This is a genomic window from Aquimarina sp. TRL1 (genome assembly GCF_013365535.1).
Lineage (GTDB): Bacteria > Bacteroidota > Bacteroidia > Flavobacteriales > Flavobacteriaceae > Aquimarina > Aquimarina hainanensis.
Genome location: NZ_CP053590.1, coordinates 4,124,463 through 4,141,301 on the forward strand (window position 1 = coordinate 4,124,463; position 16,839 = coordinate 4,141,301).

General features: G+C 34.0%; 15 protein-coding genes. 12 read left to right on the forward strand and 3 right to left on the reverse strand.

Annotation, left to right across the window (positions count from 1 at the left end):
• Positions 1-34: 34 nt before the first annotated feature.
• From HN014_RS16915 to pdxH, 5 genes are read left to right on the forward strand one after another with little or no spacing between them, the layout of a single operon-like run.
• Positions 35-964 carry an aspartate carbamoyltransferase catalytic subunit gene (locus HN014_RS16915; RefSeq protein ID WP_176030031.1) on the forward strand — a complete coding sequence of 310 codons (930 nt, stop codon included), beginning with the start codon at positions 35-37 and terminating at the stop codon, positions 962-964.
• Between the two features lie 3 nt (positions 965-967).
• Positions 968-1,300, forward strand: coding sequence for a ribonuclease Z (locus HN014_RS16920; RefSeq protein ID WP_176030032.1), 333 nt, complete (start codon positions 968-970; stop codon positions 1,298-1,300).
• A 39-nt stretch (positions 1,301-1,339) separates the two neighbouring features.
• A complete protein-coding gene (locus HN014_RS16925; RefSeq protein WP_176030033.1) occupies positions 1,340-1,780 on the forward strand; it encodes a thioredoxin family protein in 441 nt (146 codons plus the stop codon).
• A gap of 46 nt (positions 1,781-1,826) precedes the next feature.
• On the forward strand, positions 1,827-2,732 hold the full coding sequence (locus HN014_RS16930; RefSeq protein WP_176030034.1) for a ribonuclease Z: 906 nt from the start codon (positions 1,827-1,829) through the stop codon (positions 2,730-2,732).
• A gap of 41 nt (positions 2,733-2,773) precedes the next feature.
• Entirely contained in the window at positions 2,774-3,421 is a 648-nt protein-coding gene (gene pdxH, locus HN014_RS16935) for a pyridoxamine 5'-phosphate oxidase (protein ID WP_176030035.1), read from the forward strand.
• Here pdxH and HN014_RS16940 read toward each other — a convergent pair.
• The gene (locus HN014_RS16940) at positions 3,410-5,656 is read right to left on the reverse strand and encodes an OmpA family protein (RefSeq protein WP_176030036.1); all 2,247 of its coding nucleotides are present in this window, start codon (positions 5,654-5,656) and stop codon (positions 3,410-3,412) included. The genes pdxH and HN014_RS16940 overlap by 12 nt on opposite strands.
• Before the next feature lie 396 nt (positions 5,657-6,052).
• Between HN014_RS16940 and HN014_RS16945 the strand changes: the two genes are divergently transcribed.
• The 4 genes from HN014_RS16945 to HN014_RS16960 all read left to right on the forward strand — a co-directional run bounded on the left by HN014_RS16945 (position 6,053) and on the right by HN014_RS16960 (position 10,230).
• A complete protein-coding gene (locus HN014_RS16945) occupies positions 6,053-6,538 on the forward strand; it encodes a histidine phosphatase family protein (protein ID WP_176030037.1) in 486 nt (161 codons plus the stop codon).
• 19 nt (positions 6,539-6,557) lie between these two features.
• Positions 6,558-8,663: a polyphosphate kinase 1 gene (gene ppk1, locus HN014_RS16950; RefSeq protein WP_176030038.1), complete on the forward strand. Its 2,106-nt coding sequence runs from the start codon at positions 6,558-6,560 to the stop codon at positions 8,661-8,663.
• A gap of 5 nt (positions 8,664-8,668) precedes the next feature.
• A complete protein-coding gene (locus tag HN014_RS16955; RefSeq protein ID WP_176030039.1) occupies positions 8,669-9,574 on the forward strand; it encodes an exopolyphosphatase in 906 nt (301 codons plus the stop codon).
• 110 nt (positions 9,575-9,684) lie between these two features.
• Complete coding sequence (locus tag HN014_RS16960) at positions 9,685-10,230, forward strand: porin family protein (protein WP_176030040.1); 546 nt, start codon at positions 9,685-9,687, stop codon at positions 10,228-10,230.
• A gap of 56 nt (positions 10,231-10,286) precedes the next feature.
• Here the strand turns inward: HN014_RS16960 and HN014_RS16965 are convergent, their stop codons facing one another.
• Complete coding sequence (locus tag HN014_RS16965) at positions 10,287-10,940, reverse strand: Crp/Fnr family transcriptional regulator (RefSeq protein ID WP_176030041.1); 654 nt, start codon at positions 10,938-10,940, stop codon at positions 10,287-10,289.
• A gap of 409 nt (positions 10,941-11,349) precedes the next feature.
• Here HN014_RS16965 and HN014_RS22565 point away from each other — a divergent pair, with 409 nt between their 5' ends.
• The 3 genes from HN014_RS22565 (at position 11,350) to HN014_RS16985 (ending at position 16,124) form a co-directional block, all read left to right on the forward strand.
• Complete coding sequence (locus HN014_RS22565; RefSeq protein WP_217704341.1) at positions 11,350-14,403, forward strand: amino acid adenylation domain-containing protein; 3,054 nt, start codon at positions 11,350-11,352, stop codon at positions 14,401-14,403.
• 153 nt (positions 14,404-14,556) lie between these two features.
• The gene (locus HN014_RS16980) at positions 14,557-15,342 is read left to right on the forward strand and encodes an enoyl-CoA hydratase (RefSeq protein WP_176030042.1); all 786 of its coding nucleotides are present in this window, start codon (positions 14,557-14,559) and stop codon (positions 15,340-15,342) included.
• 59 nt (positions 15,343-15,401) lie between these two features.
• Positions 15,402-16,124 (forward strand): DUF6733 family protein, encoded by a 723-nt coding sequence (locus HN014_RS16985; protein ID WP_176030043.1) that lies wholly within the window; start codon positions 15,402-15,404, stop codon positions 16,122-16,124.
• Between the two features lie 110 nt (positions 16,125-16,234).
• Here HN014_RS16985 and HN014_RS16990 read toward each other — a convergent pair whose 3' ends face one another.
• Positions 16,235-16,816, reverse strand: coding sequence for a tRNA-(ms[2]io[6]A)-hydroxylase (locus tag HN014_RS16990; protein ID WP_176030044.1), 582 nt, complete (start codon positions 16,814-16,816; stop codon positions 16,235-16,237).
• Between the last annotated feature and the right edge of the window lie 23 nt (positions 16,817-16,839).

Below are 16,839 nucleotides of genomic sequence, written 5' to 3' on the forward strand. Positions count from 1 at the left end.
TAATATCATTTATTGTCGAAAACAATAAAAGAAAATGAGTGAATTAAGTGTAGATCACTTACTGGGAATAAAATACATAACTAAGGAAGATATAGAACTGATCTTCAAAACAGCAGATCATTTCAAGGAAGTTATAAATCGTCCTATTAAAAAAGTTCCCTCACTACGAGATATAACTATTGCAAATTTATTTTTTGAGAATAGTACAAGAACCAGATTATCTTTTGAATTAGCAGAAAAGAGATTATCGGCAGATGTGATTAATTTTTCCGCAGCTTCTTCTTCTGTAAAAAAAGGAGAAACCTTAATTGATACCGTTAATAATATTTTATCAATGAAAGTGGATATGGTGGTCATGAGACATCCAAATCCTGGGGCGGGAATATTTTTATCAAAACATGTGAATGCTAGTATTGTGAATGCAGGAGATGGAGCACATGAACATCCTACACAAGCATTGTTAGACTCTTACTCCATTCGGGAGAAATTAGGAGGAGTAGGAGGTAAAAAAGTGGTAATTGTAGGAGATATTTTGCACTCGAGAGTAGCACTTTCTAATATTTTTGCTTTAAAACTTCAAGGTGCAGAAGTGAAAGTATGTGGTCCTAAGACATTAATCCCGAAATATATTGAAAAATTAGGGGTAACAGTAGAAACAGACCTTAGAAAAGCACTGGAATGGTGTGATGTGGCTAATATGCTACGTGTACAAAATGAACGAATGGAAATTAGTTATTTCCCGTCAACCAGAGAATATACACAGCAATTCGGAGTAACAAAAGAACTCCTGAATAGTCTGGATAAAGAGATTGTAATAATGCACCCAGGACCCATCAATCGTGGAGTAGAAATCACGACTGATGTTGCTGATTCGGATCAGGCCATTATATTGGATCAGGTACAGAATGGAGTTGCAGTGAGAATGGCTGTGATTTATCTATTAGCGTCTAAGATTAAACAGTAAAGTATGATTTTTGATAAAAATGGTACTACCACAATAATAACTCAGGAAAAATTAAAAGTAGTCGAGTTTGTAGAGGGAGTAGAGAAAAAATATGATTCTTTTAAAAATGACAATGTAATCATTAACCTATTTTCTATAAATGAAATATCATTGGCTGATATTACAGAGTTTTTAAGAATTTCTAATAAGCACAGAGCATCTAATCGATCGTTTGTTATTGTTACAGATAAGGTGTCTTATAATGAGGTTCCTGAAGAGATAACGGTTGTTCCTACAGTGCAAGAAGCACATGATTTGATAGAAATGGAAGAAATAGAAAGAGATTTGGATTTCTAATATTTGTAATGTTCTTGAGTATTTATCGTCTTATTTACTATGAAAAAAATAGTATTTCTCTTAAGCTTGCTTTTCTTTGGCTATTCCACCACAATAGCTCAAGAATGGTATTATGATATAGAACAAGCAAAAGATCTGGCGAAAGAAAATAACAAGAAAATCTTTCTTCTCTTTACGGGATCAGATTGGTGTCCCCCATGTATTAAGTTGGAGAGACGTGTGCTTAGTGATGAAAATTTTTTGACGTTTGCAGATAAACATTTTATAATGGTGAAGGCAGATTTCCCAAAAAAGAAAAAAAATCGATTATCAGAAAAACAAGAAGAAAAAAATTTTAAACTGGCAGAGCGATATAACAAACGAATGCGATTTCCTGTTATGTTGGTGTTGAATGAAGAAGGAAATGTTTTAGGTGTTACAGGATATAGAAAAACATCGGTAGAACGATATATGAATTTATTAGCCTCCTTTGAAGAATAAGTTCTATATAATACCGAGTAATTATAAATACATAAGAACTTAACCATTGAAACTGACAATACTTGGTTGTTATTCAGCCACCCCAAGAACATTTTCGAACCCGACATCTCAGGTGTTGGAAATAGGAAATCATATCTTTCTTATTGATTGTGGCGAAGGAACTCAGGTAGAATTACGTAAAAAGAAAATTAAGTTCTCCAGGATTAAACATGTTTTTATTTCTCATTTGCATGGAGACCACTTTTATGGATTGGTAGGTCTTGTATCGACATTCAAAATGCTTGGAAGAGAAGCTCCTCTGCATATTTATGGTCCGAAAGGGATAAAAGAGATTATTACATTGCAATTAAAGCTGTCAGATTCATGGACAGATTACCCATTGCATTTTCATGAATTATCCAGTCTTGAATCGGAATTGATTATGGAAGATGAACGGATTGAAGTTTCTACAATACCATTACAACATCGGGTATACTGTAATGGTTTTTTGTTTAAAGAAAAACCGGGAGATCGAAAATTGATTTTGAGTAAAGTGCTTAATTACGATATTGATAAAGCCTATTATAATTCCATAAAAAAAGGAAAAGATGTTGTAATGGATGATGGCAGGGTGATAGCTAATGAAGAGTTGACGACAGATCCGACTCCTATAAAGAGTTATGCGTTCTGTAGTGATACGAAGTATGATGAAAAGAAAGTTCCATTACTCAATCAGGTGACTGCTTTATATCACGAATCTACTTTTTTAGAAAAGCATAAGCATCTGTGTGAGAGAACCGGGCATAGTTCTGCTAAGGAAGCAGCGACTATTGCAAAAAAAGCGTCAATAGGGACGTTAATATTAGGACATTACTCTACTCGATATGATTCAGTAGAACTTTTTAAAGAAGAAGCTAAGGAGATATTTGAAAATGTAGAAGTGGCTGAAGATGGAAAAGAGTTTGAGTTTTGATTCGTTAACTATTAATGTAAAGACAGTAAGCTGTAACTGATATGAACAGAGATTTAACTAACTATCGTCGATCTTATGAAAAAGGATACCTTTTAGAGAAAGATATTCCAGACACTCCATTATTACTTTTTGAACAATGGTTTAAAGAGGTTGAATCGGCAGGTGGAGTAGAAGAAGCAAATGCTATGACGATAACAACTATTGGTCTGGACGGTTTTCCTAAGGCAAGAATTGTTTTGTTAAAACAGTATGATGAAGAAGGGTTTGTCTTTTATACAAATTACAATTCTGAAAAAGGAAAAGCGATGGCTAAAAACAATCAGGTATGTTTATCCTTTTTTTGGCCAAATTTAGAACGACAGGTAATTATCAAGGGAGTTGTGCAAAAGACTACAGAAGAAAAAAGTACAGCGTACTATAGAAGCAGACCAAGGGGAAGTCAATTAGGAGCCTGGGCATCTGACCAAAGTGATAAGATTAAATCCGGTGACTACCTGGAGAAAAAGCTGCGGGAATTCGAAAAACAATTTGATGGTGTTGAAGAATTACCTAAGCCACCTTATTGGGGTGGGTATTGTGTTATGCCTGTATCTTATGAATTTTGGCAGGGAAGACCAAATAGATTGCACGATCGAATTTTGTTTTCAAAAGATGGTAATGATTGGAAAATTGATAGATTATCTCCCTGATATTCCTTTGTTTGTTTTATCAATATTTTCTACGATAACGAATTCAGACCTTCTGTTTTTTTGATACTCTTCCTCAGAGCAATGCTGTCCGTCTCCACAATTATTGGTAGGCTTATTTTCTCCATATCCTCTGTAAGAAATAATACGATCTTTAGAAATTTCCGTATTGATCAAATAATTATAGATTGATTCGGCTCTTTTTTGAGAGAGAATAAGATTATAGTCTTTGTTTCCTCTACTGTCAGAATGAGTCTCTATTTTGATAACCATATCAGGGAATCGTTTCGTCATTACGGTAACTATCCTGTCTAATTCTGTAGCAGCTTTTTCAGTAATGTCCCACTTATCAAAATCAAAATAAATCTCTTTTAAATCAATTAGTTCATTGATTGTTTTAGAGTTTTGAGCGTATTTTACAGGTGATTTCAATGCAATGGAAGAAGTATTACTATCGTTAGTAATATCTTTTTCGTCCAAACCATCTCCTGAATTTTCGGTGATGTCAGAGGTGTTATTTGACTGATCGCTGGAGCCACCGGTGATAGCAGCATAATTCTTTTGAATATTTTTCTTAGGCAGATTCGCCAGAGATATAGCGTTAGGACAATTTAGATCTCTAATATCAATAGCTAGATTAAATTGATAATAATCAGGAAGATTACACTTATTTATATAGTTGTATCCTTTAGAATATCGTTTCGTATCATTTAAAGAGCCATTAAACTCTGCAATAACAGGTTGATCAGTTACTGTCAGATCATCAATAGAAATTAGATTACTACAATCCGTGTTCAATCTTACTTTATAAGTGATCTCAAATGGATCACTGGTCATTTTTAGCATCTTATCAGGTACTCTGAAGGTAAGATTTTTGGAAACATCATTATAGGAAAATTTAATTCTTTTAGAAGGTAATGTAAGAGATCCTTTTACAAAAGAAACATTCTCTGGAAGAATATCTTTAATGATTGTATTCTTAGCATTGTCATTTCCATCATTATGAATCGTTAGACTATATGTAATTTCTTGATTGGGAGATAACTCATCTGTTGGATAAATAAATTCATTACTGGCAGTGTGTCGAGATCTTTTTACCATATGGATGGCAGGTTCGTAGATTTCTATACTAAATGCAACAGCCATAACAGAATACCCGTCATTATCAGTAAGAAGTCTAAAACCAGCTTTGGATTGATTATTACCAATAATACTGTTTTTTGAATTTTTTATATCAAAAATATCAGCATCGTATCCCAGAGTGTTTTCGCTGGCAGGGACTCTGCTTTTTATATTTTTTCCATTTTCAGTAATATTCGCATTAAAGAAGTTATTCATAGGATTGCTTCCATCTACCAAACTCTTATATTTACCAGTCGCGTGTGAAAGAACCTGGAAACGATCTCCTTTTATTCCTTTGTCTCCTTCATAAGAAATCACACCTATACGGCTGTTAACGGCTCCTTTTGGGATTGTTTGGAAATTATCAAAAGAAAAAGAAACAGGTTTTGCTTTGGCGTCAATATTCACAAAACCATCATATATATAGAAACGCTTTCTTTGTTTTGAATTATCTTCATAAATAACAATCATAGTCCACCCACCAGCAAGACCATTTCCTAAAGCCTTGTCATTATTTTTTTCGGTAGTTGTAGCAGGAATATTAGCTACAGTATATGTCCCAATAGGGTTTTGTAAGGATAAAACCTCTTTAGTAATATCTTTATAACAAGAATACTGTTTGAAGATAGATTTTTCATCTTGGTAATAATCATAGATGATCTGTCCGTTGGAGACCGTGCTATACGCCGTATGTCCCGGGTATTTTATTTTTATAGAAGAAATATCGTGTTCTCTGTTTTTATCAGCGTATGCAGCAGTCCAGTATAAACCAACATGTTTGATTTTAGCACATTCAGAACTTAAAATAAGATCAGCACTACTGGAATTAAAAGTAGAGGCATCATTATCAATATCTATAAACCCCATTCGGAATTGATTGTTTAATCCTCCGTTATTGTAACTTTTATTAGGGTTAAAAACTCCAGAACCATTATCATTGGAAACCTTACCAAGAATTGTATTAGAAACAAAGGTCATATCTCCTTTTAGTGTAAATTCAGTTCTTTTTTCCAAAGGAACTTCCACCTGAGAAAAAACCTGATTACAGCACAATACGCATATAAGGGGATATATGAAGTAGGTTATCGTATTTTGGGGAATCGTAATTTTTGACATCTTTTCCTCTTTTTCCTGTTTTACATTCGCTACCCTAAGATCTACAACGTGAGCATGTGAAATTTCTACTGGGGTAAACATCCTTTGTTATAAGGGAAAACCATATTCAAATTTAGACCTAAAAGAGCGATATTTATAAGAAAAAGTAAGTTTTTCGATGTACTATTGTTTTTAATCGATGAAAGGATTTAGGTGTTTAGGTGTCTTACAATCAGTTTTTTATGATTTATTTTTGATTTCTTTATCAGTTTTTTGTTAAAACAGTTATAATCTTTTATAAGAGAAAAGAAATAGCAAAAAATAATTTTTTGTCAATTAAAACTAAGAATTGTAATTCCTAATTATTAAACTTGTAGTTAATAAGAGTAAAAGAAGTAATTTTAAATATGTGGAGTGATGAAAACCTTATATTTGATAAGACATGCAAAATCTTCTTGGGAATTTGACTTGGAGGATCACAAAAGACCATTAAACAGTAGAGGGCTTAAAGATGCTAAACGTATTGGAGAAAAGCTGGAAACTACAGTAAAAATGGTAGATAGAGTACTTTGTAGCACAGCGACGAGAGCAAAACAAACTGCAGAAATTATAACTCCTTACCTAAAAATTAAAGATGAACAAGTGCATTTTGTTCCGGAGTTATATGATTTTAATGGAGCACAAGTGATGAAAGTAATTAAGGAATGTGATAATGAGGTAACTTCATTAATTATCTTTGGACATAATCATGCATTAACCTCGCTTGTTAACCTTCTTGGAAGTCAAATGATTGATAACCTGCCAACAGCAGGGGTTGTGGGAATAGAGTTTGATGTCGACCAATGGGGAAAAATTGATGTAGGAAACACCTTACTTTCTGTTTTTCCAAAACACTTAAGATAATACCTCAAATACGCAAATAATGCAAGAAAATATCGAGAATCAATACATAAATAGAGAATTAAGTTGGTTGCAATTTAACGCCAGAGTACTTCAGGAAGCAGCAGATGAGAGTGTCCCTTTGATTGAACGATTACGGTTTATAGGTATCTTTTCTAATAATCTTGATGAGTTTTTTAAAGTTCGATACGCTACAATAAAAAGAATTGACCAGGCAGGAAAAGATGGTAAAAATGTATTAAAAGGAATAACAGCAAAAGAACTGTTAGATCAAATAACAAAACGAGTAATAAAACAACAGGCAGAAAGCCTTCGTACTATTGAAATAATTAAAGAAAAGCTTAAGGCGCATAATATTTATATCATTAATGAAAATGAAGTAGCTGCGGGACAAGATGGATATATCCGTCATTATTTTGTCAATACGGTAAGCCCCGCATTAGTAACATATATTTTGAATGATCTGGATGAATTTCCTCATCTCAAAGATAGTGTGGCTTATTTGGCAGTAAAACTTGTTCTTAAAGAAAAAATACCTAAAGAAGGGAAGATTTCTAAAATCCTTAACCAAAAAACACAGGAGAAAATATATGCACTTATAGAAATCCCTAAGAATATAGATCGCTTTGTGGTTTTTCCTGAAAAAGATGGGAAACAGTATATTATCATGCTCGATGATTTGATCCGATATTGTCTGCATATAAACTTTAGTATCTTCGATTATAGCAAAGCTACTTCTCATATGATCAAAATAACCAGAGATGCTCAATTGGATTTTGATAATGATCTTAGAAAAAGTTTTATTCAGAAAATATCCAGTAGTGTTAAATCCCGGTTAGATGGGGAACCGGTTCGTTTTGTCTATGATAAAAATATAGATAAAGACACGTTGCAATTTCTAATGAATAAAATGGGGATTGGGAGTACAGATAGTATCATTCCGGGAGGAAGATATCACAACCGGCGTGATTATATGAGTTTTCCGGATTTGAATAAGCAAGAATTACTCTATAAAAAATTACCTCCGATAGAAATCCCCGGACTAAGTTTGCAAGGAAGTTTACTGGATAAAATTGCAAAAAAAGACTATTTACAATATACACCATATCACACCTTTTTTTACACGATTAAATTCTTACGGGAGTCAGCAATTGACCCCAAGGTTAAAACAATTAAGATTACCATTTATCGATTAGCTAATATATCACATATAGCCAGTGCTTTGATTAATGCTGCAAAAAATGGGAAAAATGTCATTGTTCAAATAGAATTACAGGCTCGGTTTGATGAAGAAGCTAATATCAGATACGCAGAGCAAATGCAACGGGCAGGAGTAGATATTATATTTGGTATAAAAGGATTAAAAGTACATTGCAAAGTATGTATTATAGAAAGAGAAGAGAAAGGAAAATTAAAACGATATGGATTTATAAGTACAGGAAACTTTAATGAATCTACTGCTAAACTCTATACTGATTATACGTTATTTACAGCACATGAAGGTATCCTGAAGGATGTCAATAAAGTTTTCAAGTTTTTTGAAATTAATTACAAAGTAAATAGATATAAACACATTTTAGTTTCTCCCCATTACACGAGATCTTCCTTATATAAGCTGATCAATAAAGAAATCAGACACGCCAGAGAAGGAAAAAAAGCAGGGATAAAGCTCAAATTAAATAGCTTGAGTGATTATGATATGATTGATAAGCTATACGAAGCAAGTAATGCAGGTGTAAAAATTGATATTATTGTTCGGGGAATATGTTGTTTGGTTCCAGGAGTAGAAGGTATGAGCGAGAATATACGGGCAATTAGTGTAGTAGATAAATTTCTGGAACATTCTAGGTTGTATGTTTTTGATAATGATGAGGAAACCAAAGTATATATATCTTCTGCAGACTGGATGACCCGGAATTTAGATCGTAGGGTAGAAATAGCATGTCCTATCTATGATGAAGATATCAAAAAAGAACTTATGGATTCTTTTTCAATATGCTGGGATGATAATGTAAAAGCGAGAAAACTTTATGAACAGCAGGATAATGCATATATTAGAAACGATAAAGTAAAAGTAAGATCGCAGATTGCGACATATGATTATTATTTAGAAAAATTAGGAAAATAAGTATTTTGTTGACTATAGAAAAATATGGAGCCATCGATATAGGTTCTAATGCCGTGAGATTATTGATTAATAGTGTCAAGGAGGAGGAAGGAAAAGAGCCTAAATTTAAAAAAATAAGTTTAGTAAGAGTCCCTATTCGTTTGGGAGCAGATGTGTTTTCTACCAAAAAAGTATCTGATGAAAATATAGACAGAATGATTGATACAATGATGGCGTATCAATTATTGATGAAAACACATAAAGTAGCAGCCTATAAAGCTTGTGCAACTTCGGCGATGAGAGAAGCAGTTAATGGAAAAGAAGTCGTAGCAGCGATCAAAGAAAAGACAGGAATTCATATTGACATTATTGATGGCAAAGAAGAAGCGGCTATCATAGCGATGACTGAACTAAAAGATTTAATAAGTTCAGAAGGAGCATACCTATATGTAGATGTAGGAGGAGGAAGTACCGAGTTTACAGTGTATTTTGAAGGAAAAACAGTGGCTTCCAAATCATTCAAGTTAGGAACGATTCGTCTGTTAAACAATTTGGTAAGTGAAGAGGTATGGAAGGAAGTAGCCACCTGGATAACACAATATACAGCACCGTTTGATGAGATATCATTAATAGGATCAGGGGGAAATATCAATAATATTTTTAAGAATAGTGGAAAGAGTAATGGGAAACCACTATCGTTTTTATACCTCAGTTCATATTATAAATTATTGAAATCAATGACCTATGAAGAACGGATAAGAACCCTGAATCTTAATCAGGATAGAGCCGATGTAATTGTACCGGCAGCTCAAATTTATTTATCAGCAATGAAATGGAGTGGAGCAGCTCAGGTGTATGTTCCAAAAATAGGATTGTCAGATGGGATTATTCGTACACTTCATTTTGAGAAGATGAAAAGCATTAAAAACTAAAAAGTTACCGTTGGTCGATTTCGATTACTTTTTTTCATAGTTTAAATTATTTTCTTAACTTAAATCATCGTTTCTTAGTAGAATCTAAACTAACCAGTAAAAATACAATTATGAATAAACGAATATGTAGTATGTTTTTGTTTTTAATCTTTGGATTAATAACGACGTATGCACAAGAGTCAAGTTATGGAATACGAATGGGGGTTAATGTTAGTTCAATAAACTCCAGTGAGCTTCCTGAAAACCTGGAAGATGGCAGAGTAGGGGTTGTAGTCGGTTTTTTAGCAGATTTCCCTTTAAAAGGTAAATTGAGCTTTCAGCCAGAATTACAATACTCATCTCAGGGTAACAAAGATGAACGTTTACAACTTAATTATATCAATATGCCATTGCTATTGAAATATAATATTACTGAGTTTTTGAATATTCAGGCAGGACCATTAGCAGGGATAAAAATATGGGAATGGGAAAACAATGATAACTATAAGACCTTTGATTTCTCTGCCGTTGGTGGTATTGGGGTGAATGTAACAGAAAATATTTTTGTAGACCTGCGATATATTCATGGATTATCTGATGTATTTGATGACAAAGGAGGACTTACCTTCGAAGGAAATAATCAAGTGTTCCAAATTGCATTAGGATATAGAATGTAATTGAGAGGTATAATAAGATATAAGAAGCACTATTTCACTACGAAATAGTGCTTTTTTTATGCTCTAAAACAAGGCTTGTGATTCGTCAAAAAGCGCTTAGTAAGGATAATTTGCTTTTTGCGATATTGCAACAGTGATTTTTCTTTTAATTTATTGATAATGTTGTTTGCGGTAACCCTTGAAATCCTCATATAGTTAGCAAGGTCATCCTGATTGAAAGGAGAATTAATGATTACATTATTCGTATAAGGACACTGATAGCCGAATTTGTCTTTTAATTCTATTAATACCTGAACCAATCTTTGATAAGCAGATCGTATAATTAATACTCGTATCCTATTTTCAATTTCATTGTACTCTTCCTTTAATATATGTAATAAATCATTCTGAAGATTACTGTCTTCAGTAACCATCTCATAGATCGTATTAATATCAAACATGTAGATGGTCGTATTATTATTAATTGATTCCGAAGTAAATGAAGAATATCGATCTCCAAACAAAGCATTAACTCCAAATATCTGACTCTTGTTAAGAAGGACAGGGATGATTTCTTCTCCCTTTTCTGTAAGTAAACTTATTTTTACAGCTCCTTCTTTTATAAGGTATAGTTTGTTCGAAGCTCTTTCCTTATTATTAATGATTTCATTCTCACTATAAGTGCTGGACTTATAGCTTCCTTTAGTTATAAGCACGTTAAATAATTCCATAATTTTTTGAACCCTATGTATTACAATTATAGAATTATAACTTTTTTTTATTGTTAATATTATTTTTTTAGAGTGTAAAAATTTAATTTTCCATAATTTTTTATGAGTTTAAATAAGGTTTTACCATAATCTTAATACTTTTTAACTTTATTTTTGTAGTCTGCATATGAAATATAAAATTCTTGTATTGTTAGAAATTTTATATTAAAAAAAGTAATGTCAATCTAAGTTTGGCTTATGTAAATAAGTTTAAAACAATACTAAAAAAACTATCACGACATTATGAACCACACAAACTCAAACTTAAGAACGGCTTATGACAAAGAGAAAAAACCAAATTCTCTTTTAGAAAAAACAATTGTAAACATCGTATTCAGTTTAATGTAATCAGTTTTTCAATCTATACGATATGGAAACGATTACATCTCGTGTTACTTCTGGAGCAGGAGTACACGAAAACCAGGGGATTTTATCCAAAATTCCCGGTAATACTTTTTCGCGTTCAACAATTTCTCATTTAAGTTTATTAGATCAACATCTTTTTCAAAGATTTGGACAAGGACCGATTACACAAGTTCCTTATAGGTGTATGCACCATGCATTTGAAGCTCAGGTGCTAGCAAACCCTACAGCAATTGCTGCGGTACATAAGGATCAGGAAATCACCTATGAAGATTTGAACAATCAGGCGAATATGCTTGCGGCGGAATTAATTGACAAAGGAGTAAAACCAGGAGATAACGTAGGGGTTTTTGTTCAGCGTTCTATTCCTATGCTTGTAGGGATTTTGGCAACTCTTAAAGTTGGAGCAGCCTATGCTCCCCAGCATATAGGAGTCGCCCCGGAAGAACAATTACGATATGTAATGGACTCAGCTTCCATCCAATGTATACTAACAATATCAGAGTTTCAGCATTTGGTTCCCAAACAAGAAAACGGGGTGCAAATTGTAATAGATACGTTTTTGAAATCTGCAAAGACAAAAAAGAAATCGTATCAAAACCCTGATATAGAAGTTTCCGGAGATCATGTTTGTTACATCATTTTTACTTCAGGAACGACAGGTATGCCTAATGGAGTACAGGTGACACATAAAAATGCATGTAATATACTTTTAACAGATCCGGGAAATTTAGGCATGAGACCAGGGCTTAAAGTAGGGCAAATTTTAAGTATCGCCTTTGATATGTCTGTATGGGAGATTCTAGGGTGTTTAGGAAATGGAGCTACTCTGGTAATCAGAGGAAAAAACATCCAGGAAACGGTGAGTAAAGTAGATATTGTAATTTCTACCCCAACAATATTGAGTTCTTTAGATGTATCGCTTTGCAAAAATGTTCGCGTAGCCGCAGTAGCAGGAGAACCGTGTCCAAGAGTTCTTGCCGAAAAATGGAGTGCATTTTGTGCTTTTTATAATTCATGCGGACCTACTGAAGTGACTATTATTAATACTGCACAACGCTTTTTTCCTACAGATGATGTCTTATCTATAGGGAAACCAACTCCTAATAATACAGTGTATATCCTGGATGAAAACATGAAACCATGCGCTATTGGCGAAATTGGAGAAATGTGGGCAGGAGGAGATTGTGTATCTGCAGGATATATTAATAATGAGGAATTGAATAAGACAAGATATGCAGATGATCCTTTTTTAGGAAATGGACGAAAAATGTTTAGAACACGAGATCTTGGAAAATGGACTTCTGATGGAGAGTTAGAGCATTTTGGGAGAACAGACGATCAGGTAAAAATATGTGGATTTAGAGTAGAATTAGATTCAGTATCCTCAATAATAGAAAAAATGCCTGAATGTAAGCGGGCGGTAACCCTGAAGGTTGATAACCGTACACTAGCTTCTTTTGTCAGTCCGAAAGAAATGGATATAGAGGCAGTAAAGAAAGAAGTCGCAGGAGCCCTGCCTTACTATTGTGTCCCGGAAATTGTTATTCCTATGGATGAACTCCCAAAAACCGGAAGAGGAAAAATAGACAAGCGTCTATTGTTGAAACAAATAGAAAATAATAAAGAAAATACAGTAATAAATTCAACTAAAAAACCAGAGGTGATTACCGAAGTAAAGAATAACGTACATACTGAGAAAAAATACAAAGAAGAAAGTATCCCCGATCTTTCTTTAGTAGAATTGCCTCCGCAACAAAATGCCTGGAAAAGAGCATGGAAGGGAGAAACTTTAATGCATTATTACAGGTTGATGGTTTTGGCATTTTTGGTGAATATCGGGATCATAATTTATGGAGCTACCTCCGGAGATTGGTGGAACCCTGAAGCCCTTCGATTGGATCTACTGTCCAAAATGGCAATTACCAATTTTACGATAGGAATTCTCATGCGGCAGCAATACATTATCAACTTTTTGTTCTGGGTTGCTACCAGTATTCCTACTTCCTGGCCGCTTTCCATTCGTAGAAGAGCCGGAAAAGTATATCACTTTGGAGGATTGCATATCGGAGGAACAGTTAGTGGTACATTATGGTTTATCCTATTTGTAGGTTCTCTGTATTATGAGTTTTTTAATGGAGCCAGTCAGGTAGCTAAGAGTATTCCGTTATTATGGGTGACAACTACATTATCTGCCTTACTTGTATTCATTATCATCATGGCATTACCAAAATTACGTGCTAAATTCCATAATAGTTTTGAACAAGTACATCGCTTTGGAGGATGGTCTGCCTTATTTTTATTCTGGGTACAAACACTGGTTTTTCTCGGAGTCAATGCAGAAGAACAAACAATATTTCAGGCTGTTGTAGATTCGTATAGCTTTTGGTTATTAGTCGTAATTACAGTAAGTATTGCGTTGCCTTGGTTGCGATTAAAAAAGGTAAAAGTAGATATGACGAGACCTTCTAATCATGTCGTATTGGCACGATTTAATTATGGAACAACTCCTTTTGCAGGTTCATCAACTACAATTAGTAGAAGTCCATTAATGGAATGGCACGCTTTTGCGAATGTACCGGAACCAGGGAGAGATGGTTTTAGATTAACTATTTCCAGAGCAGGTGACTGGACAGGAGATCTAATTGATGATTTACCAGAACATGTATGGGTAAAAGGAATTACCACCGCAGGAGTTGGAAATATAGATCAATTATTCAAAAAAGTAGTATGGGTTGCAACAGGGAGTGGAATAGGACCTTGTTTACCACATATGCTTTCTCAAGAAGTTCCATCTCGATTGGTATGGGCTACCAGAAACCCAAGAAAGACCTATGGAAATGAATTAGTTGATGAAATTCTGGAAGTACAGCCGGATGCTATTATCTGGAATACAGATACTGAAGGAAAACCAGATATGGTCAAATTAGCGTATAAAGCATATAAAGACTTTGGAGCAGAAGCAGTTATATGTATATCGAATAAGAAACTGACCTGGCAAGTAGTTTACGGAATGGAGAGTAGAGGAATCCCTGCTTATGGAGCTATTTGGGATTCATAAATCAAGAGATTTCTTTTACTAAACAAATCGTCGATTTTCCTATCGAGAAGCAGCTCGAAAAAATCCAAATAAAAGAATAAATAATAGCATAAGTAATTGCGACAGGTATCTATCTAACGTACCCTGGGATTGTTATGCATAAAAAAATAAAAAATGAATATAAAAGTAGAAAAAGAAAGGAGGGTGGTCATTATTACACTGGACAGACCCCAAGCATTGAATGCTTTGAATACTCCTTTGATGAATGAATTAGTTGCAGTAATGCAACAATATGACAAAGATCCAGAAGTAGGTTGTTTTGTTGTTACAGGATCAGAAAAAGCATTTGCGGCAGGAGCAGATATAAAAGAAATGAATACAAAAACATACCTGGATATGTTTCATGAAGATTATTTCGCCGGATGGGAGCAGTTTACTGCAATCCGAACTCCAAAAATTGCAGCTGTTTCCGGATATGCCTTAGGTGGAGGATGTGAGTTAGCCATGATGTGTGATATTATATATGCATCAGATTCTGCCAAATTTGGACAACCGGAAATTAAGCTGGGAGTAATTCCTGGTATTGGAGGAACGCAGCGTCTTACAAAATCTATTGGCAAAGCAAAAGCAATGGATATGATCTTAACAGGAAGAATGATGGGAGCAGAAGAAGCAGAAAGTGCAGGTCTGGTTGCTAAGATTTTTCCCAAGGAAACCTTGCTAGAAGAAGTAAAATCGATCGCAGATAATATTGCTTCATATAGTAAAACCTCTGTTATGATTGCCAAAGAAGCTGTTGACAGAGCACTGGAAATGGGGCTTAGAGAAGGAATCCTGTATGAAAGGAGAGTCTTTCATGCATTATTTGCTACAGAAGATCAAAAAGAAGGAATGCAAGCTTTTATAGAGAAAAGAACACCAAGTTTTGGTAAAAGCCCGGTAAGCAATACTTCTTATTAAGTATAAATCACAAACATTTTTTTAAACCATTAAAATTTAATTATAAATAAAAACTAATCATGAAAAAGATTTTAATCATCACATTAACACTATTTACTTTTTGTTCATACGCTCAGGAAAAGAAAGAAAAGAAAAAAGCAACGTTCGCTACAAAAATTATCCAGAATAGTGTTGCAGGTTTTTCTCCTATCTTTTTTGGAAGTTTTGAAACCAATAAGAATTTTGATATTACTATTTATAGTGTTTTTTGGACAAACACGTCTTTTGGTAATCCGGATGCAGGAAGTGATTTATTACTAGAAACTGGTATCGGATTAGGTTTTAAGTTATTGGATAACCATATGTTTTTGAATCCTAGTATTGGATTTGGACATGGTAAATTCTTTTCAGATAATAAGGCAACACAAGTTGGAGAGGGGATTATCCCTAATGTATATATGGCATATAACAAAGGACTACTGGACTTTGAAGGGTATGTTGCATATTATAAATCATTAAGAGATAAGTCATCGATCAACACAAAAGATTATTTTCTTCACTGGTTAGCCCCTGGGATCAACGTTAGTGATCGTTTAGTATTGGGCGCTTTTTATGAATCCTTAGGGATAACAAATCAGGAAAATAATGCAGATGATTTACAGATTTATAGATTCTTTGGAGGATCTGTAAAGCTTAAATTTGATAAAGGCATCGCATTTAGACTTTCGGCAGGGGCAAACCTGGATACTGATATAGGTGATTGGGATGAATTCTATAAAGTATCTGCTTTTATTCCTCTGTAACGTATTCTTATGCGTGTTAATTTATTCTTTTCTTAAAGAATGGAAAAGGCTACCAATCGGTAGCCTTTTTTTATTTCAATAGAGTATCAACAAACACTACTTCATGTAGGTTAACCGTGGACCGTTTCTTTAGTTCCTAGGTTCTTCATGATTTCTGCTTCATACGTAAGAAGATCCTGCCATTTTTTATCTACTTCAGTACGATCACCATATTTTCGAGCAAAATTCAAAAACATAGTATAGTGGTTTGCTTCACTAACCATTAGCTTCTTATAGAATTCACGGAGCTCTTTATCTTCTAGTTTTTTTGATAATAACCTGAAACGCTCACAGCTTCTAGCTTCTATAAGAGCTGCATAAAGAAGTCTGTGAACAAGCTGGGTAGTCCGGCTACCTCCTTTGGGGAAAAATTTCAGCAATTGAATAACATAATCGTCTTTTCGGTCTCTGCCTAGAACAAGTCCTCTTTCTAGGATTCTGTCATGCACCATCTGAAAATGACTAATTTCTTCTTTTACCAGTTTTACCATTTCCTGGACAAGTTCTGTGTATTCTGGGAAACTGACAATTAGTGATATTGCTGTAGAAGTGGCTTTTTGTTCACAAAAAGCATGATCAGTAAGAATTTCCTCAATGTTTTTTTCTACAATGTTAACCCATCTGGGGTCTGTTGGAAGTTTTAAACCTAACATTCTTTTCTTTTTTATATGGATAC